The organism is Mycobacterium sp. 141 (assembly GCF_000382405.1).
In the GTDB taxonomy this organism is placed as follows: Bacteria; Actinomycetota; Actinomycetes; order Mycobacteriales; family Mycobacteriaceae; genus Mycobacterium.
Genome location: NZ_KB908271.1, coordinates 48,937 through 67,968, shown reverse-complemented (window position 1 = coordinate 67,968; position 19,032 = coordinate 48,937). Strand labels below are relative to the sequence as shown.

The 19,032-nt window shown below is 68.1% G+C and carries 12 protein-coding genes and 1 tRNA gene; 7 read left to right on the top strand and 6 right to left on the bottom strand.

The window, feature by feature from the left end:
- The first annotated feature begins 167 nt into the window (after positions 1 to 167).
- From H276_RS0118605 to H276_RS0118585, 5 genes are all read left to right on the top strand, one after another.
- On the top strand, positions 168 to 4,103 hold the full coding sequence (locus H276_RS0118605) for a Pls/PosA family non-ribosomal peptide synthetase (protein ID WP_026357169.1): 3,936 nt from the start codon (positions 168 to 170) through the stop codon (positions 4,101 to 4,103).
- A complete protein-coding gene (locus H276_RS0118600) occupies positions 4,100 to 5,449 on the top strand; it encodes a M1 family metallopeptidase (RefSeq protein WP_019972791.1) in 1,350 nt (449 codons plus the stop codon). Before H276_RS0118605 ends, H276_RS0118600 begins: the two co-directional genes overlap by 4 nt.
- Before the next feature lie 101 nt (positions 5,450 to 5,550).
- Positions 5,551 to 6,774: a hypothetical protein gene (locus H276_RS0118595; RefSeq protein ID WP_019972790.1), complete on the top strand. Its 1,224-nt coding sequence runs from the start codon at positions 5,551 to 5,553 to the stop codon at positions 6,772 to 6,774.
- A 19-nt stretch (positions 6,775 to 6,793) separates the two neighbouring features.
- Positions 6,794 to 7,480: a glycosyltransferase family 2 protein gene (locus tag H276_RS0118590; RefSeq protein ID WP_019972789.1), complete on the top strand. Its 687-nt coding sequence runs from the start codon at positions 6,794 to 6,796 to the stop codon at positions 7,478 to 7,480.
- Positions 7,477 to 7,818 (top strand): DUF2304 domain-containing protein, encoded by a 342-nt coding sequence (locus H276_RS0118585; protein ID WP_018603582.1) that lies wholly within the window; start codon positions 7,477 to 7,479, stop codon positions 7,816 to 7,818. The genes H276_RS0118590 and H276_RS0118585 overlap by 4 nt, the downstream gene beginning before the upstream one ends.
- Here H276_RS0118585 and H276_RS0118580 read toward each other — a convergent pair.
- The 3 genes from H276_RS0118580 to H276_RS0118570 are packed head-to-tail and all read right to left on the bottom strand — an operon-like array spanning position 7,805 to position 11,164.
- Positions 7,805 to 8,389 carry a TetR/AcrR family transcriptional regulator gene (locus H276_RS0118580; RefSeq protein WP_019972788.1) on the bottom strand — a complete coding sequence of 195 codons (585 nt, stop codon included), beginning with the start codon at positions 8,387 to 8,389 and terminating at the stop codon, positions 7,805 to 7,807. The genes H276_RS0118585 and H276_RS0118580 overlap by 14 nt on opposite strands.
- Position 8,390: 1 nt before the next feature.
- Entirely contained in the window at positions 8,391 to 10,175 is a 1,785-nt protein-coding gene (locus H276_RS0118575; RefSeq protein ID WP_019972787.1) for an amidohydrolase family protein, read from the bottom strand.
- A 29-nt stretch (positions 10,176 to 10,204) separates the two neighbouring features.
- A complete protein-coding gene (locus tag H276_RS0118570) occupies positions 10,205 to 11,164 on the bottom strand; it encodes an NAD-dependent epimerase/dehydratase family protein (RefSeq protein ID WP_026357167.1) in 960 nt (319 codons plus the stop codon).
- A gap of 24 nt (positions 11,165 to 11,188) precedes the next feature.
- Between H276_RS0118570 and H276_RS0118565 the strand changes: the two genes are divergently transcribed.
- A complete protein-coding gene (locus tag H276_RS0118565; RefSeq protein ID WP_019972785.1) occupies positions 11,189 to 12,940 on the top strand; it encodes a hypothetical protein in 1,752 nt (583 codons plus the stop codon).
- 98 nt (positions 12,941 to 13,038) lie between these two features.
- Here H276_RS0118565 and H276_RS0118560 read toward each other — a convergent pair.
- Both H276_RS0118560 and H276_RS0118555 read right to left on the bottom strand, forming a co-directional pair.
- Positions 13,039 to 13,114, bottom strand: a tRNA-Thr gene (locus tag H276_RS0118560).
- Positions 13,115 to 13,200: 86 nt separating this feature from the next.
- On the bottom strand, positions 13,201 to 14,421 hold the full coding sequence (locus H276_RS0118555; protein ID WP_019972784.1) for a DNA polymerase III subunit delta': 1,221 nt from the start codon (positions 14,419 to 14,421) through the stop codon (positions 13,201 to 13,203).
- A gap of 48 nt (positions 14,422 to 14,469) precedes the next feature.
- Between H276_RS0118555 and H276_RS0118550 the strand changes: the two genes are divergently transcribed.
- Positions 14,470 to 16,125 carry an adenylate/guanylate cyclase domain-containing protein gene (locus H276_RS0118550; protein WP_369758517.1) on the top strand — a complete coding sequence of 552 codons (1,656 nt, stop codon included), beginning with the start codon at positions 14,470 to 14,472 and terminating at the stop codon, positions 16,123 to 16,125.
- 15 nt (positions 16,126 to 16,140) lie between these two features.
- Here the strand turns inward: H276_RS0118550 and topA are convergent, their stop codons facing one another.
- A complete protein-coding gene (gene topA, locus H276_RS0118545) occupies positions 16,141 to 18,978 on the bottom strand; it encodes a type I DNA topoisomerase (protein ID WP_019972782.1) in 2,838 nt (945 codons plus the stop codon).
- Between the last annotated feature and the right edge of the window lie 54 nt (positions 18,979 to 19,032).

Genomic DNA, 19,032 nt, shown 5'->3' with positions numbered 1-19,032 from the left:
GGTCTCTTCCACCCGCTGCGAGGGCGGGCCCACAGCACCGACCGACTTCATTCTCAGTCGATGTGATGACGACACTGTGGCGAAGGAATACTCCCCTCCGCCGACAAGTATGCCACGCCGTGCGCTTTGATCGGGCTGCCGGGACCGTGGCTTAGTAGTTTGTACTCGTGGCAGCTGCGGATGGAACACACGGCGAGCATTCGATCCCTGCGCAATACGTGCTTTCCGCCACGGCGCCGGAACCGCGGACGCTCGTCGACATCCTGTACGACACCGCGCGACGGTTCCCGGACGCCGCGGCACTCGACGACGGCTCGGTACAACTCACCTATGCCGAGTTGATCACCGATGTCGAAGACAGCGTTTCGTGGCTCGCGGCTCGCGGCATCGGCCGCGGCGACCGGATCGGGATCCGGATGCCGTCGGGCAGCTACGCCCTCTATGTCGCGATCCTGGCCACCCTGGCGGCCGGCGCAGCATACGTGCCGGTCGACGCCGACGATCCCGCCGAACGCGCGCAACTGGTGTTCGGCGAGGCCAACGTCGTCGGCGTGATCACCGAAGCCGGCCTGGCGCGCGGCCCCGGCTCGTCGCGGGGCTGGCGCGCCGCGGCACCGCTCGGCCGGGACGACGCGTGGATCATCTTCACGTCCGGTTCGACCGGAACCCCGAAGGGCGTCGCGGTGACGCACCGCAGCGCCGCGGCGTTCGTCGACGCCGAGGCCCGGATGTTCCTACAGGACAACCCGATCGGGCCCGGTGACCGCGTGCTGGCCGGGCTGTCCGTTGCGTTCGACGCGTCATGCGAGGAGATGTGGCTGGCCTGGCGGCACGGGGCATGCCTGGTGCCCGCACCCCGGTCGCTGGTCCGCAGCGGCATGGATCTGGGCCCGTGGCTGGTCTCCCGCGACATCACGGTGGTGTCGACCGTGCCAACGCTGGCGGCGCTCTGGCCTGCCGAGGCGCTTGAGGCGGTGCGGCTGTTGATCTTCGGCGGCGAGGCGTGCCCACCCGAACTCGCGCAGCGCCTCGCGGTCGACGGCCGCGAACTGTGGAACACCTACGGGCCCACCGAGGCGACCGTCGTCGCTTGCGGGGCCAAACTGGACGGGCAGGGCCCCGTCAGCATCGGCCTGCCACTGCCCGGATGGGATCTGGCGGTCGTGGACGCACAGGGTGCGCAGGTTTCCTTCGGGGAGGTCGGCGAGCTGGTGATCGGCGGCGTGGGGCTGGCCCGCTACCTCGACCCGGAGAAGGACGCCGAGAAGTATGCGGCCATGCCGACGCTGGGCTGGACCCGCGCCTACCGCAGCGGCGACCTGGTGCGTCTGGAGAAAGACGGCCTCTACTTCCAGGGCCGCGCCGACGATCAGGTCAAGGTCGGCGGCCGGCGCATCGAGCTGGGCGAGGTGGACAACGCGCTGGTCAACCTGCCAGGCGTGAGCGGCGGCGCGGCAACGGTACGCAAGACCGCCAGCGGCACGCCACTGCTGGTCGGCTATGTCGCCAGCACCGATCCCGACTTCGACCTGGCTGCGGCCCGGGCCTCGCTGGCGGAAGCGCTGCCCGCCGCGCTGGTGCCCCGGCTGGTGCTGCTCGACGAGTTACCGACTCGCACGTCGGGCAAGGTGGACCGCAACGCCCTGCCGTGGCCGCCGCCCGGCGAGACCGAACAGGACACCCCCGACCTCGGCGGCACCCTGGGCTGGCTAGCAGGGCTGTGGCGCGATGTCCTCGGCACCGCGATCGAGGGCCCGGAGGCCGATTTCATCGCACTCGGCGGCGGTTCGCTGTCGGCGGCTCAGCTGGTGGCCGCGCTGCGCCAGCGTTATCCGCAGGTGACCGTCGCCGACCTCTACGACCATCCGCGGCTGGGTTCACTTGCCGGCTACCTCGACGAGCTCAAGCCGCCCCCGCGGGTGGAGACCCGTGTGGTCAAGCCGACGCCGTGGCTCACCCAGGCCGCCCAGGTGGCGCTGTCCCTGCCGTTGGCCACCCTCACCGGCGTGCAGTGGGTGGTGTGGCTGGCGCTGCTGAACAACATCGCCGCGGCGGGGATCGTGCCGTGGGCCAAGACGCTGAACTGGTGGTGGCTGCTGGCCGGCTTCCTCGTCTTCATCACGCCCGTGGGCCGGATGGGTATCGCGGTGTTGTTCGCGAGGATGCTGTTGACCGGGCTCGAGCCCGGCACCTACCGCCGCGGCGGTGCCGTGCACCTGCGGGTCTGGATCGCCGAACGCCTGGCCGACGCCAGCGGCGCAGAGAACCTAGCCGGCGCGCCATGGATGGTCTACTACGCCCGGGCGCTGGGCAACAGCGTCGGCAAGGGCGTCGACCTGCACTCGGCTCCCCCGGTGACCGGCATGCTCAAGATCGGTCACCGCGCCTCGGTCGAGCCGGAGGTGGACCTGACCGGACACTGGATCGACGGTGACCTGTTCCACGTCGGGCCGGTGTCGATCGGCAACGACGCCACCATCGGTGCGCGGACCACGCTGCTGCCCGGGGCGACGGTCGGCAAGAACGCTGATGTCGCCCCCGGTTCCGCCGTGGTCGGCAAGGTCAAGAACGGCCAGTTCTGGAAGGGCTCGCCTGCGGTGAAGTCGGGCAAGGCCCGTCATCCATGGCCCGACCACCGGCCGGGCCGCGCCCCGGTGTGGGTGGTGGTCTACGGCGTCACCTCGATATTGCTGGGCAGCCTGCCACTCGCAGCCCTCGGCGTCGGGCTCGCCGTGATCGGCTGGGGTGTCCGCGGCACCGCGTCCCCCCAGGCGGCGATCCTGCCCGCACTGGCGTGGACGCCGGTGGCCGCACTGGCCGCGCTGGTGGTCTACGCCGCGTCGACGGTGATCGGCGTGCGACTGCTGTCGCTGCGCCTGACCGAGGGCTACCACCCGGTGCGTAGCCGGATCGGCTGGCAACTATGGGCCACCGAACGGCTGATGGACGCCGCCCGCAACTACCTGTTCCCCATCTACGCCAGCATGCTCACACCGTGGTGGCTGCGGTTGCTCGGCGCGAAAGTGGGCAAGGACACCGAGATTTCGACGGCCCTGTTCACCCCGAAGTTCACCGAGGTGCAGGACGGCGCATTCCTGGCCGACGACACCATGGTGGCCTCCTACGAGCTGGGCGGCGGCTGGATCCACGTCGCGAAGGCCACCATCGGCAAGCGGGCCTTCCTGGGCAATTCGGGCATAACCCAACCTGGCCGCAAGGTGCCCGACGACGGGCTGGTGGCGGTGCTGTCCGCCGCACCGCCGAAAGCCAAGGCGGGATCGTCGTGGCTGGGCAGCCCGCCGGTCCGGTTGCGCCGCAACCCGACTGCGGCCGACGCGCTGCGCACGTTCCATCCGTCCAACCGGCTCAAGATCATGCGTGGCACCGTGGAAACCTGCCGCATCATCCCGGTGATCGTGACCTTCGCGATCGGTGTCGCGGTGCTGGGCGCGCTACAGGTCTCGGCGATCCGCATCGGCTATCTGTGGACCGCGCTGGCCAGCGGTGTGGTGCTGCTGGCCGCCGGCGCGGCGGCCGGCGCCATCGCCGTGATCGCGAAGTGGTTGGTGATCGGCCGGATCCGCGCCGTCGAACACCCGCTGTGGTCGTCGTTCGTGTGGCGCAACGAGGTGTCGGACACCTTCGTCGAAACCGTTGCGGCGCCGTGGTTCGCCCGCGCCGCGAGCGGCACCCCGGTGATGAATCTGTGGCTGCGCGGGCTCGGTGCCTCGATCGGCCGCGGTGTGTGGTGCGAAACCTACTGGCTGCCCGAGGCCGATCTGGTCGCCCTGGGCACGGGCGCCACAGTGAACCGCGGTTGCGTGGTACAGACGCATCTATTCCACGACCGCATCATGCGGTTGGACAGCGTCGTATTGGAGGACGGCGCGACGCTGGGTCCGCACTGCGTGGCGCTGCCCGCGGCCCGGCTGGGCGCCGGGGCCACGGTCGGTCCCGGCTCGCTGGTGATGCGTGGTGACGAGGTTCCCCCTTCGACCCGGTGGCAGGGCAACCCGATCGCGCCGTGGAACCTGTTCGGCAAGAAGCGCGCCGCCTCGGCTCCCGAGAAGACCTCCAAGAAGCCTGAGGACACCGCCGCGTGACGCGCTCCGACAAGGCAGTCAAGAAAGCCGTGAAGAAGGCATCCCCCGCTCCCGTCATCGACCCGTACCTACCGGCCAACGGCAACTTCGGCTACCGGGTGTCACGCTACGAACTCGACCTCGAATACAAGGTGGCGGCCAATCGGCTGGCCGGTGCGGCCACCATCACCGCGGTGACCCTGGCCCAGCTGCGCACGTTCACGCTCGACCTCGCGCCCACCATGAGCGTGTCGAGGGTCTCGGTGAACGGACGCAGACCCGCCCAGTTCCGATGTTCGGGCGGAAAACTGCTGATCACTTTGGCTGCGCCACTACCCGCGGGCGCCGCAATGACCGTCTTCGTGCGCTACGGCGGCAACCCGCGCCCCATCGACACCTATTGGGGTGAGGTCGGTTTCGAGGAACTGTCGAACGGCGCCCTGGTGGCCGGGCAGCCCAACGGCGCGGCCACCTGGTTTCCCTGCGACGACCATCCCAGTGCCAAGGCCAGCTACCGCATCCAGATCAGCGCCGACAGCCCGTATCTCGCGATCGCCAATGGTGAGCTGGTCTCCCGCAAAGTACGCGCCGGACACACCGTGTGGACCTACGAGCAGGCCGAGCCGACCTCGAGCTACCTGATCACGCTGCAGATCGGCATGTACGAGAGCTACCGGCTGGCGAAGTCACCTGTGCCGATGCATGCGGTCCTGCCGGCCCGGCTCAAGCGCGACTTCGACTACGACTTCGCGCGGCAGCCGCAGATGATGAAGTTGTTCGTCAAACTGTTCGGGCCGTACCCGCTGGCCACCGGCTACACCGTGGTGGTCACCGACGACGACCTGGAAATACCTCTTGAGGCCCAAGGTATTTCGATCTTCGGCGCCAACCATTGCGATGGACACCGCGGCGCCGAGCGGCTCATCGCCCATGAGCTGGCCCACCAGTGGTTCGGCAATTCGGTGACCGCGCGACACTGGCGTGACATTTGGCTGCACGAGGGCTTCGCCAGTTACGCCGAATGGCTGTGGTCGGAGAACAGCGGCGGTCCGAGCGCTGCCGACTGGGCCCGACGCTACCACCACGGCCTCGCTGACCTGCCGCAGAATCTGCTGTTGTCCGATCCCGGACCCAAGGACATGTTCGACGACCGAGTGTACAAGCGCGGCGCCCTGACCCTGCATGTGCTGCGCAGCCGCATCGGCGACAAGAATTTCTTTGCGCTGCTGCAGGATTGGACGACCAAATATCGGCACAGCACCGCGGTCACCGACGACTTCACCGGGCTGGCCGCACGCTACACCGACGAGTCGTTGCAGCCGCTGTGGCAGGCCTGGCTGTATTCGACAGCCCTGCCGCCGCTGTGACCGACGGCGGCGCAAGCGGCTCATCGGCGTTTGATTCTCTTCGCGCAAGCGGCTCATCGCCATCTGATCCTCTTCGCGCAAGCGGCTCATCGCCAGGCCCGGTGACGCGCAGCAGCGTCGCAACCGTCGGAGCGGCGACCGCGATCACCGCGCTGTGCGGCTACGCCGTGCTGTACCTGGCCGCCAAGGCACTCGAACCGGCAGGTTTCTCGGTGTTCAGCGTGTTCTGGGGCGCGTTCGGCCTGGTCACCGGGGCCGCCAACGGCCTGCTGCAGGAGGCCACCCGCGAAGTCCGCGCGGTATCGCTGAACCCTGACGTCGGTCCGGGGCACCGCACGCACCCCATGCGGGTGGCCGCGCTGGTGGGAGTCGTCGCCGCTGCGGTGATCGCGGGCACCTCGCCGCTGTGGGCTCCGCACGTGTTCGTCGAATCGCCCGTGCTCAGTGTGGCACTGCTCAGCGCGGGCCTCGCCGGGTTCTGCATGCACGCAACCCTGCTCGGGATGCTGGCCGGGGTGAACCGCTGGTCACAGTACGGCGCGCTGATGGTCACCGACGCCGCCATCCGGGTCGCGGTTGCGGCCGGGACCGTCGTGCTGGGCTGGAAGCTGGTCGGCTTCCTGTGGGCCACCGTGGCCGGTGCGGTCGCCTGGCTGATCCTGCTGATCGCCTCACCTGCGACGCGGCGGGCCGCCCGACTGGTCACCGCTGGTGGCCCGGGGATGTTCCTGCGTGGTGCGGCGCACTCGATCGCGGCCGCGGGCGCCAGCGCGATCCTGGTGATGGGCTTCCCGGTGCTGCTCAAGGCCACCTCGGCGGACCTGGGCGCGGCCGGGGGCGTGGTGATCCTGGCGGTGACGCTGACCCGGGCTCCGCTGCTGGTGCCGATGACGGCGATGCAGGGCAATCTGATCGCGCACTTCGTCGACCAGCGTGACGCCCGGTTGCGGGCCCTGCTGGTGCCGGCCGCCGTGGTGGCCGGCCTCGGCGCGATCGGGGTACTGGCCGCCGGGCTGCTCGGCCCGTGGCTGCTGGTGGTGGCCTTCGGTCCCGAGTACCGCGCCGAAGGCCCGCTGCTGGCCTGGTTGACCGCCGCCGCCGTAGCGATCGCCATGCTGACGCTTACCGGCGCGGCGACCGTCGCGGCCGCGCTGCACCGTGCCTACGCGGCGGGCTGGATCATCGCGACGGTCGCCGCGGTAGCGCTGTTGCTGCTGCCGGTGGGCCTGCAAACCCGCACGGTGATCGCCCTGCTGTGTGCGCCGCTGGTGGGAATCGCCATTCACTTGGGCGCGCTGCGCCGCGCATCAGTGCCATCCGCGTAGTAGTTTGGTGCCCATCGACATGCGCTACCACGACGTCTGGGTCGTCATTCCCGCGTTCAACGAGGCGACCATTATCGGCGACGTCATCTCCGACGTTCGCTCGGTCTTCCCCAACGTGGTTTGCGTCGACGACGGCAGCCGCGACGACACCGCCGCTGCCGCGCTGCGTGCCGGCGCACACGTCCTCCCCCACCCGGTGAACCTCGGCCAGGGCGCGGCCATCCAGACCGGCGTCGAGTACGCCCGCGGCCGCCCCGGCGCCAGGGTGTTCGCCACGTTCGACGCCGATGGTCAGCACCAGGTCAAAGACGTGATCCGGATGATCGACCGGCTCGACACCGACAATGTCGATCTGGTGGTGGGCACGCGGTTCGCCGGTGTCATCACGCAGACCCCGCCGTTGAAGCGGTTCATTCTGCGGGCCGCGGCGGTTCTGAGCCCACAGAGCCGTGCGCTCGGGCTGACCGATGCCCACAACGGGCTGCGGGTGTTCGACAAGAAGGTCGCCGACGAGCTGAACCTCACCATGAACGGCATGAGCCACGCCGGCGAGTTCATCGTCATGGCACACGAAAAGCATTGGCGGGTGGCCGAAGAGCCGGTGGAGATCCTCTACACCGCTTATTCGAAGTCCAAGGGGCAGCCACTGCTCAACGGGGTCAACATCGTCTTCGACGGGCTGTTACGCAGGAGGTTGTCCCGGTGAACTGGATGCAGGCGCTGCTGATCGGGTCCGTGCTGGCGCTGCTGATGTACCTGCTGAACTCGCGCCGCAGCGCTCGGTCGAAGGCGTGGGTGAAGGTCGGCTTCGTACTGTTCGTGATAGCGGGCATCTACGCGATCCTGCGGCCCGACGACACCACGGTCGTCGCGAATTGGCTTGGCGTCAAACGCGGTACGGACCTGATGGAGTACGTGCTGATCATCGCGTTCGTGTTCACGACGCTGTCGACCTACCTGCGGTTCAAAGACCTCGAACTCAAGTACGCCAGGCTGGCCCGGGCGGTCGCGTTGCAGAACGCCCAGGTGCCTACTGACGGCTGAGCAGCGCCGTCAGTAGGTTGATCCGGGCGTCCTCGAGCTCGGGTTGCGGCAATACCCGGCGAACAATAGCCGCACCGTCGAAGGTGTTGAGTACGACGGCGAGCACCGCGGCGAACGCATCCTCGGGGATCTGCTCGGCCCCCGGCGCGAGCTTGGCGGTTTGGTAGATGCTCTCGACGTACTCGGCAAGCACCGTTTGCAGTGTGCCCCGGAGCTTTTCGTCGGTGCGGGCCGCCACCATCAGCTCGTGCCACACGGTGTTGGTATCGCTGCCCGCGATGTCCCGCAGGATCGTCAGCACCGCATGCAACGGCGGTTGTTCGGCGGGGATCTGCGCGAGCAGCTTGCTGCCCAACTCAAGCTGACGGCGTGCCACCTCATGAGCCGTCGCCGCCATGAAGTCACTCATGGTCGGAAAATGCCGGAACAGCGCACCGTCGGAGACCTTGGCCCGCTTGGCGATCACCGAGGCCGACGCGCGCGCGTAACCCACCTCGATGATGGTGTCGATGCCCGCGTCGAGGAGCCGGGCAACGGTCTCCTCACGACGCTGCTGCTGGGTTCTGGCCATCTCAGACCGATTGCGCCACAGGCTGTTCAGCGCCCCGGGCACGCAGGTAGCGGCCGGACTTCACGGTGTCGCCGTAGCCTTCGCGGAACTGGCCGTTGCGGAACACCACGGCACCGTTGACGGCCGTCGCGACGATCGCGTCGTCGTTGCGGTTGACCATCCGGCTCAAGCCGCCGTAGAACGGCACCGATTCCTCGTGGTAGGCGTCCACCTCGTCGTTGAGCCCGGCCGGGTCGATCACCACGAAGTCCGCGCGATCGCCCTGACGCAGGGTGCCGGCGTCGACACCGAACCAGTCGGCCACCTCCTCGGTCAACCGGTGCACGGCATGCGTCGTGGTCAGGAACGGCCGGCCGGCCAGCTGCGCGTCGCGAACCCGCTTGAGCAGCCGCAGCGGATAGTTGTAGAACGCCATGTTGCGCAGGTGCGCGCCGGCATCCGAGAAGCCCATGTGTACCGACGGCTCCTTGGCCAGCTTGTCGAGTTGCTTGGGCCGGGCGTTGGCCACGATCGTGGTCCACCGCACATTTCTTTCGCCGTTGCTCACTAATACATCAAGGAATGCGTCGAGCGGGTGGATGCCACGCTCATCGGCGATCTGCCCGAAGCTCTTGCCGATCAGCGTCGCATCGGGGCATTCGACGATGGTGGCGTCGTGGAAATCCCGGTGCCACAACGTCGGACCGAGCCTGCGGCGGTCGAACGACCGGTGGAACCGGCGCCGGTACTCCGGATCGGCCAGCAACTTGTTGCGCTCCAACTGATCACGCAGGTGCAGTGCGGCGGTGCCGGCACCGAACTCCTCGAACACCGGCAGATCTATTCCGTCCGAATACAATTCGAACGGCACCGGCAGGTGCTGGAACCGCACCTTGGCAGCCAGGATCCGGTTGAGCAGCCGGGTACCCGGCCCGAGCACATGCACAGCGCCGGGCGCAGACTTGGCGTCGGCCGAGACCAACAGGCTCATCCGCACGCCGCGGCGGCGGCCGAACCAATTGCTGCTCTCCAGGAAGAAGTTCAGCGCCTCCTGCGCCTTGGCGACGTTGGGCGCACTCTGCAACACCCGGCCGTACTCCCGCAGCACCTTGATGAGCCTGCGGCGTTCCCGCCAGGTCGCGAATGTCGAGGGCAGCGCACGCGACCGGAACCGGTCGCCGTCGAGTTTGTCGATCGCGGCGTCCATGCCCGACATGCCGAGCATGCCTGCTTCAAGGGCCTTCTCGAGCTTGGCCGCCATGGTCTCGAGTTCGGCGTCGGTCGGGGTCACGTTTCTGGTGGTGGCGCGGTCCAGGCCGAGCACCGAGGCACGCAGATCGGAATGCCCCAGCATGGAGGCGACGTTGGGGCCGAGCGGCAGTTCATCGAGGGCATGGATGTACTCGGTCGGATTCGTCCACTTACGGTGCTGTTCCAGCGCGCCCAGGACGAACTTGCGCGGTACCGCCTCGACGCGGCTGAACAGGTCGGCGGCGTCCTCGGTGTCGGCGTAGACGGTTGAGAGCGAACACATGCCAAGCAACACGGTGGTGACACCGTGGCGCACCGATTCCCGCAGGCCCGGGTCGAGCAGGACCTCGGCGTCATAGTGCGTGTGCACGTCGATGAAGCCGGGGACGACCCATTTTCCGGCCGCGTCGATCACCTCGGGACAGTCGGTCTCGTCGAGCGGCTTTATCGACACCGTTGCGACGATGCCGTCGCGGATACCCAGCGTGCGGACCTGTGGCGGTGCGCCGGTGCCGTCGAACCACAGACCGTTGCGAACGATGACGTCGTAGGACATAACGCCACGCTAGCTTAGAAAGTGAGCGCTCACAATCTTTTTACGGATTCGGTCTGCCGGGTCCGGAAGAAGTCGACCGTGCGCTCCACACCGGTCGCGAGCTCGACCTGCGGCTGCCAGCCCAGCAGGCTCTTCGCTCGGCCGGAGTCGAGCTTCGAGCGACGCAGATCCCCCAACCGCGGCGGATACATCTCCGGCTCGTCCGGCGCCCCGACCGCTTTGGCGATCACGGTGTGCAGATCCCGCGTCGAGGTTTCGATGCCCGTGCCGATGTTGAACCGCAGGCCGCCACCCTCGGTGCCCGACGCTTTCACGAACGCGTCGACCACATCCTCGACGAACACATAGTCGCGGGTGTCGGTGCCGTCACCGAAGATCTTGGTGGGTCGGCCGGCGAGCATGGCCTGGGAGAAGATCGCCACCACACCCGCCTCACCGTGCGGATCTTGGCGCGGCCCGTAGACGTTGGCCGGCGCGATATGGGAGCAGTCCAGGCCGTAGAGGTTGCGGAACGTGTTGAGGTAGACCTCGCCGGCGACCTTGCTCGCCGCGTACGGCGACGCCGGGTTCGTCGCGATGTCCTCGCTGGTCGGGTAGATCGGCGGGATGCCGTAGACCGAACCGCCCGACGAGGTGTGCACCACCTTGCGGACGCCGGCCCGCCGGGCCGCCTCGGCCAGGCGGACAGTGCCGACGACGTTGACCGTGGCGTCGAGCTGCGGATCGTCCACCGAGCGGCTCACCGAGATCTGGGCCGCCAGGTGGAACACCACCTCGGGCTTGACATCGGCCAGCAGGCCCGCGAGGTCGGCGTCGACGATGTCGGCCTCGACGAACTCGAAGTTCGCGTTGTTCTCAGCATCTCGCAGGTTGGCCATCCGCCCGGTGCTCAGATCGTCCAGACCGACGACGCTGTGCCCGTCGGCCAGCAGTCGATCCACCAGCGTCGATCCGATAAAACCTGCCCCGCCCGTCACCAGTGTTCGCACGATGACACCGTACAGTCGGCAACAGTGAATTGGGTCGCCCGCACCGCCGCCGCACTGATCGTGGTGCAGCTCATGGTCCGTGGCGTGCTCGCATTCGGTGGCTATTTCTACTGGGATGACCTCATCCTCGTCGGCCGCGCCGGCACCCAGAACCTGCTGTCCGCGGGGTATCTCTTCGACGATCACGACGGCCACGTCATGCCCGGCGCGTTCCTGGTCTCCGGTGTGATCACCCGGCTGGCGCCGCTGAACTGGGTTGGGCCCGCGGTGAGTCTGGTGGTGCTGCAATTGCTCGCATCACTTGCACTGCTGAGGGCGCTGTGGGCGATCCTCGGCTGGCGGCCGGTGCTGCTCGTGCCGCTCACATTCGCACTCTTCACCCCGCTGGGCGTGCCCGGGTTCGCCTGGTGGGCCGCCGCGCTGAACTCGCTGCCGATGCTGGCGGCGCTGGCCTGGGTGTGTGGTGAAGCGGTCCTGCTGGTGCGCACAGGCGCCGGGCGGCACGCCGTGATCGGCGCGCTGGTCTACCTCGGCAGCCTGCTGTTCTTCGAGAAGGCCGCGGTGATCCCGTTCGTCGCCTTCGCCATCGTCGCCCTGCTGGGACACGTGACGTCGACGTTCGGGCTCCGGGATGTCTGGCTGCGCGGTCTTCGGTTGTGGACGACGTGCCTGGCGCTCACGGTCGCGTGGATCGGCGTGTACCTCGTCGTCGTCAATCAGAAGCGCTGGAGTTTCGACCTCGGCATGACCTGGGATCTGCTGAGCCGCTCGTTTACCCACGGCATCGTGCCGGGCCTGGCCGGCGGGCCTTGGGCCTGGCAGCGCTGGGCGCCGGCGTCGCCGTGGGCGACCCCGCCGGTTGCCGTCATGGCGCTGGGTTGGGTGGTGCTTGCCGCGGCGGTGGCCACGGTGTTGGTTCGCAAGCAGCGGATCTGGCCCGTCCTGGCGGTGGCCTTGGGCTATGCGGTTGCCTGTCAGATACCCATCTATCTGATGCGGTCGTCGCGGTTCACCGCGCTTGAGCTCGCGCAGACTCTGCGTTACCTGCCCGATCTCGTGGTGGTGCTGGCTCTGTTGGGGGCGGTGGGGTTCTGTGCGCCGAACCGGGTGACGCCTGCGCTCGACGCCTCACGAGCCAGGACAGTCGTATGCGCCAGCGTCGCCATCGCATTCGTGGGCAGCAGCCTGTATTCGACCGCGACGTTCCTGCGGGTGTGGCGCGACAGCCCGGTGCCGGCCTACCTGGCCAATGCGCAGGCCGGGCTGGCGATGGCGTCCTCGGCGCCGCAGCTGGACCAGGAGGTCGACCCGCTGATCCTGCAACGGGTGGCCTATCCGGAGAACCTCGCCAGCCACATGTTCGCGCTCGTCCGCGCGCGCCCCGAATTCGCTTCGGCGACAACCGAACCCCGCATGTTCGACCGCGCGGGAGAGCTCCTGCCGGCCGTCGTGACCTGGGTGCGCAGCATCGCCGAAGGACCCGCGCCGCACTGCGGCTTCCTGGTCCAGCCCGACGCCCCCGTGCGCATGCCGCTGGACGGCCCACTGCTGCCCGCGGATTGGACCGCCGAAATCAACTACCTGGCCAACAGCGATGGCTCACTGATCATGTCCCTGCCCGAAGGACCCGAAACCAAAGTGCCCGTGCATCCGGGGCTCAACCGGGTGTTCGTCCGGCTGCCCGGTGCCGGCGACGCAATTCTCGTGCGGGCCAACACCGCCGCGCTGTCGGTCTGCATCTCCCCCGGGCCGGTCGGATTCCTGGCGCCGAGGTAGGTGCTACGACATTGCCGGTTCGCTTCCACGCACGTAACGCTGTGGCGGGGTTCGGCGCCGATCTCCGCCGTAGCGTTACGAGCGCGACGAAGGAGAGGTGGAGCCACCTAGGAGAATCGAACTCCTGACCTATTCATTACGAGTGAATCGCTCTACCGACTGAGCTAAGGTGGCGCTGCCCGTCGCGATGAGCGCTTGCGCAAAGAGCCATCATCACACGGGCGGCATGAGTCTACGGCAGCGTCCTGCCCAGACCCAACTCACCCACGCAGCGCCTGCCCGACAGTGGCGACCATGGCATCTACGGCGAACTTCGGCTTGACGTTGACAGCCAGGGCCTCACGGCATTCCAGCACCGCCTCGATACAGCGCAACAGTTTGTCCGGTGATGCGTGCGCGGCCATCGCCGCGACCTTCTCAGCCATGTCCGGGTGGTTGGCCGTCACACCGGTTGCTCCCGAGGACACCAGCAGCGCGTCGCGGAAATACGTCGCAAGGTCGATCAGGGCCCGGTCCAGGGCGTCGCGCGACGCGCGGGTCTGCCGGGATTTCTGGCGCTTCTCCAGCTCCTTGAGCGCTCCGGCGGCACCACGCAGCGTGCCCGCGGTGCCCTTGCCGGTACCGCCGGCACCCAGCGCGGTCTTCAGCTCATCGGTCTCCGTCTCGTTGCGACCAGCCGTCAACGCCAACGCCTCGGCCTCGGCGACGGCCACCATCTCCTCGGCGGCCGCATAGGCCCGCGACGGCGTGGCGGCGTCACGGGCCAGGCTCAGTGCACGCATCCGGCGCTCCCTGGCCTCGGAGTCGGTGGCGAGCCGCCGGGCCCGCCCGACGTGCCCACCGCTGACCGAAGCCGCCCAGCGGGCATCCTCGGCGGGCAGGCCGTCACCGGTGATCAGCACGTCGGCGATGGCGTCCACCCCCGGCGTCGTCAACGCCACGTGCCGGCAGCGTGAGCGCAGCGTGATCGCGATGTCCTCGGGATCCACCGACGGCGCGCACAGCAGGAACACCGTCGACGACGGCGGCTCCTCCACCACCTTGAGCAAGGCATTCGCCGCCCCCTCGGTGAGCCGATCAGCATCTTCGATCACCACGATCTGCCAGCGCCCGGTGCCAGGACGCCGTGAGGCGATCTGGACGATCTCACGCATCTCCTTGACCGCGATGGACAGCCCCTCGGGGACGATGCGCCGCACATCGGCGTGTGTGCCGGCCATCGTCGTCGTGCACGCACGGCACTGGCCGCACCCGGGTATCCCGTCCGACGTGCACTGCAGTGCGGCTGCAAAACACAACGCCGCCACTGACCGACCCGAGCCCGGCGGGCCGGTGATCAGCCAGGCATGTGTCATAGATCCCACGCTGACCGCATTGTGCCCTGAATCACTATAAGCATCGCCCCGCGCTGCAGCAGCGGCCGCCACCAGCTCCTGTTCGACCGCGTGCTGGCCGACCAGCCGCGAAAACACCCCGCTCATCACCGTCAACAGTAGTGGTCAGGCCGACACAACCGGTGTACAGCAGCGCTGAACATCCTCCGGGACCGATACGGTGAACGGGTGACTGCCGGGCCAGAACCGATCGGGCGAATCACCGCATTCGTCCGATGGGTGGCGCGCACCCCGTGGCCGGTATTCACGCTGGGCATGCTGCAGTCCGACATCATCGGCGCGCTGTTCGTTCTCGGCTTTCTGCGATTCGCCCTACCATCCGAGGACCGCGTCCAGCTGCAGGACCTGCCCGCCGCCAACCTGGCAGTGTTCCTGGGCTACCTCTTCATCGCGTTCACCGTCGGCGCCTACCTGAGCCTACGGCTGCTGCTGCCGGTCATCCGCTGGCAGCGCAGCGACACCCTGTTGGTCGACAGCGACCCCGCCATCACGGAGCTGGCCCGCGCCCGGGCGCTGCGGATGCCGTTCTACCGGACACTGATCAGCGTCACCAATTGGTGCCTCGGTTCGGTCGTGTTTATCGCGGCCAGCTGGCCGGTGGCCAGCCGGGCTGCGCCGGTGGTCGCGGTCGCCACCGCGCTGGGCGCCACCGCGACCGCCATCATCGGCTATCTGCAGTCCGAACGCGTGCTGCGTCCCGTTGCCGTCGCCGCGCTGCGCGGCGGTGTACCGGAGAACTTCCACGCCCCCGGCGTCATCTTGCGCCAGGTGCTGACCTGGGTGCTGTCCACCGGGGTGCCGCTGCTCTCGATCGTGCTGGCCCTGGTGGCCAGCAAGTTCTCGATCCTGACCACGACGGCCGACCAGCTGACCACCCCGCTGCTGTTGCTGGCCGTCGCCGCACTGGTCATCGGGCTCGCCGGCACCGTGCTGGTGGCCATGTCGATCGCCGACCCGCTACGCCAACTGCGGTGGGCGCTCGGCGAGGTGCAGCGCGGCAATTACAACGCGCACATGCAGATCTACGACGCCAGTGAGCTGGGCCTGCTGCAGGCCGGGTTCAACGACATGGTGCGGGATCTGGCCGAGCGGCAACGGCTGCGTGACCTGTTCGGCCGCTACGTCGGCGAGGACGTGGCCCGCCGGGCCCTCGAACGTGGCACAGAGTTGGGCGGCCAGGAACGCGACGTGGCCGTGCTGTTCATCGACCTGGTGGGGTCGACGCATCTGGCATCGACCATTCCCGCCTCCGAGGTGGTCAACCTGCTCAACGAGTTCTTCCGAGTCGTGGTCGACACCGTCAATCGGCACGGCGGGTTCGTCAACAAGTTTCAGGGCGACGCCGCCCTGGCCATCTTCGGTGCGCCGATCGAGCATCCCGACGCATGCGGCGCCGCGCTGGCGGCCTCCCGTGAACTGCACGATGAACTGCTCAGCGTGCTGGGTACCGGAGCCGAGTTCGGGATCGGGGTTTCGGCCGGCCGTGCGATCGCCGGCCACATCGGCGCTCAGGCCCGGTTCGAATACACCGTGATCGGCGACCCGGTCAACGAGGCTGCCCGCCTGACCGAGCTCGCCAAGCTGGAGGAGGGCCACGTGCTGGCCTCGGCCATCGCGGTCAGCGGTGCGCTCGACGCCGAGGCGCTGTGCTGGGACGTCGGCGAGATCGTCGAACTACGCGGCCGCACCGTACCCACCCAGCTGGCTCGACCGGTGAACCTGGTGACGGCCGCGGATCTCGACGCCGAACGCCAACTCGTGTCGGAGAATTCTCCCGAATCCGGGGCGTGAGCACGCGGCTCTTGTTCAAGCCTTCTTGGCCGCAGCCTTCTTCGCCGGCGCTTTCTTGGCGGGGACCTTCTTAGCCGGCGCCTTCTTGGCGGCGGCCTTCTTCACCGGCCCGCGGGCCCGGCGGTCGGCCAGTAGCTCGGAAGCCCGCTCGTCGGTGATGGAGGCGACGTCGTCACCCTTGCGCAGGCTCGCGTTGGTCTCGCCATCGGTGACGTACGGGCCGAAGCGGCCATCCTTGATCACCATCGGCTTGCCGGATGCCGGGTCGTTACCCAGCTCTCGCAGCGGCGGGGTCGACGCAGCCTGGCGGCCACGACGTTTGGGCTCGGCATAGATTTTCAGCGCCTCGTCGAGGGTGATGGTGAACATCTGCTCCTCGTTGGCCAGCGAGCGAGAATCTGTGCCGCGCTTGAGGTACGGCCCGTAACGGCCGTTCTGTGCGGTGATCTCCTCGTTGTTCGCCGGGTCCACACCCACCACGCGCGGCAGCGACAAAAGCTTCAGCGCGTCCTCGAGGGTCACCGTCTCCAGGTCCATCGACCGCAGCAGCGACCCGGTGCGCGGCTTGGGTCCGGTCGGTTTTTTGCCTCTCTTCGCGGTCGCGCCGGCGGCGCCATCGTCAGGTTCCTCGGGCTCGGGCAGGATCTCGGTGACGTACGGACCGAACCGGCCGTCCTTGGCCACGATCTCGTGCCCGGTCACCGGGTCGACACCCAGCACGCGGCCCTCTTGCGGTGTGGCGAAGAGCTTTTCGGCCAATTCCAGGGTCAGCTCGTCGGGCGTCAGCTCGTCCTTGAGGTTGGCGCGCTGCGGCTTGAGTTCCCCGGGATTGTCCGGATCGATGACCATGCGCTCCAGGTACGCCCCGTTGCGGCCCACCCGGACATTGATGGCTCGACCTTCGGAATCGTCAAAGAGCTTGATGGAGTTGACTTCCCGAGCGTCGATGCCCTCGAGGTTGACGCCTACCAGCTTCTTGAGCCCACCGGCGCGAGCCACCGAGCCCTCGACACCGTGCTCGCCGCCGAAGTAGAAGTTGTTGAGCCAGTTGGTACGTCGCTCCTGGCCGTTGGCGATCTCGTCGAGCTCGTCCTCCATGGCCGCGGTGAAGTCGTAGTCCACCAGCCGGCCGAAGTGCTGCTCGAGCAGGCCGACGACGGCGAACGCCACCCACGACGGCACCAGGGCACTGCCCTTCTTCTGCACGTAGCCGCGGTCCTGGATGGTCTTGATGATCGAGCTGTATGTCGACGGCCGACCGATGCCGAGCTCTTCGAGCACCTTGATCAGCGAGGCTTCGGTGAAGCGCGCCGGCGGTGACGTGGTGTGGCCGTCGGCGCTCAGATCGGCGGCGTCGACGCGCTGGCCCTGGGTCAGGTTGGGCAAGCGGCTCTCGGCGTCGTCGGACTCGCCGCCGGCGAGCTCGTCGATGCTCTCCACGTAGGCCTTGAGGAAGCCCGGGAAGGTGATGGTGCGGCCGCTGGCGTTGAACACCACCTGCTCTTCGACGGCGGTGCGGGCTGTCCCTGCGATCCGCAGCGACAGCGTCGTGCCGCGGGCGTCGGCCATCTGCGACGCGACGGTCCGCTGCCAGATCAGCTCATAGAGCCGGAATTCGTCGGCATCGAGCTGCGCGTGCAGCTGGCCGGGTGTGGCGAACACATCACCGGCCGGCCGGATGGCCTCGTGGGCCTCCTGCGCGTTCTTGACCTTGCGGGTGTACTGCCGCGGCGTCGGGTGCACGTATTCGTCGCCGTAGAGCTGCCGGGCCTGGTTGCGCGCAGCATTGATGGCTGATTCCGACAGCGTCGTCGAGTCGGTACGCATATAGGTGATGTAGCCGTTCTCGTACAGCCGCTGCGCGATGCTCATGCAGCGCTCCGAGGAGAACCGCAGCTTGCGCCCGGCCTCCTGCTGCAGCGTCGAGGTCATGAACGGGGCGTACGGGCGCCGGGTGTACGGCTTCTGCTCGACCGAGCTGACCGCGAGCTGAGCACCACGCAGGGCGACCGCCAGAGCAGACGCGGCGGCCTCGTCGAGGACGAGCACCTCGTCGGGCTTGCGGACCTGGCCGAGCGAGTCGAAATCCCGGCCGGTGGCCACGCGGCGGCCGTCGACGGTGTTGAGCTTGGCGGCGAACCGGGGAGGTGCCGCCTCGGGATCCGAAACGCTCGCGTCCAGCTCGGCCGTGACATCCCAGTAGCCGGCGCTGCGGAACGCCATGCGCTCACGCTCGCGGTTGACGATGATGCGGGTCGCCACGGACTGCACGCGGCCCGCCGAGAGCTTCGGCGCGACCTTCTTCCACAGCACCGGGCTGACCTCGTAGCCGTACAGCCGGTCGAGGATGCGGCGGGTTTCCTGCGCGTCGACCAGGGAGATGTCCAGGTCGCGCGGGTTCTCGGCGGCGGCGCGGATGGCGGGCTCGGTGATCTCGTGGAACACCATCCGGCGGACCGGGACGCGCGGCTTCAGCGTCTCCAGCAGGTGCCAGGCGATCGCCTCGCCCTCGCGGTCACCGTCCGTCGCCAGATAGAGCTCGTCGACGTCCTTGAGCAGGCCTTTGAGCTCGGCGACCGTGGTCTTCTTGTCCGGGCTGACGATGTAGAGCGGCTCGAAGTTGTCGTCGACATTGACCCCGAGGCGGGCCCACGGCTCGGATTTGTACTTCGCCGGAACGTCTGCGGCGTTGCGCGGCAGGTCCCGAATATGGCCGCGCGAGGACTCAACAACATAGTTGGAGCCCAGGTAACCGGCTATTTTGCGTGCTTTTGTCGGCGACTCGACAATGACGAGTCGCCGGATCTTTCCGGTTCTACCGCTACTGGCCCTCTTAGGGTCATCGCCAGCCAACTGTGCCTACGCTCCACTTCTGTCAACGGCCCCGACGTGCAGGCCAACTGACAA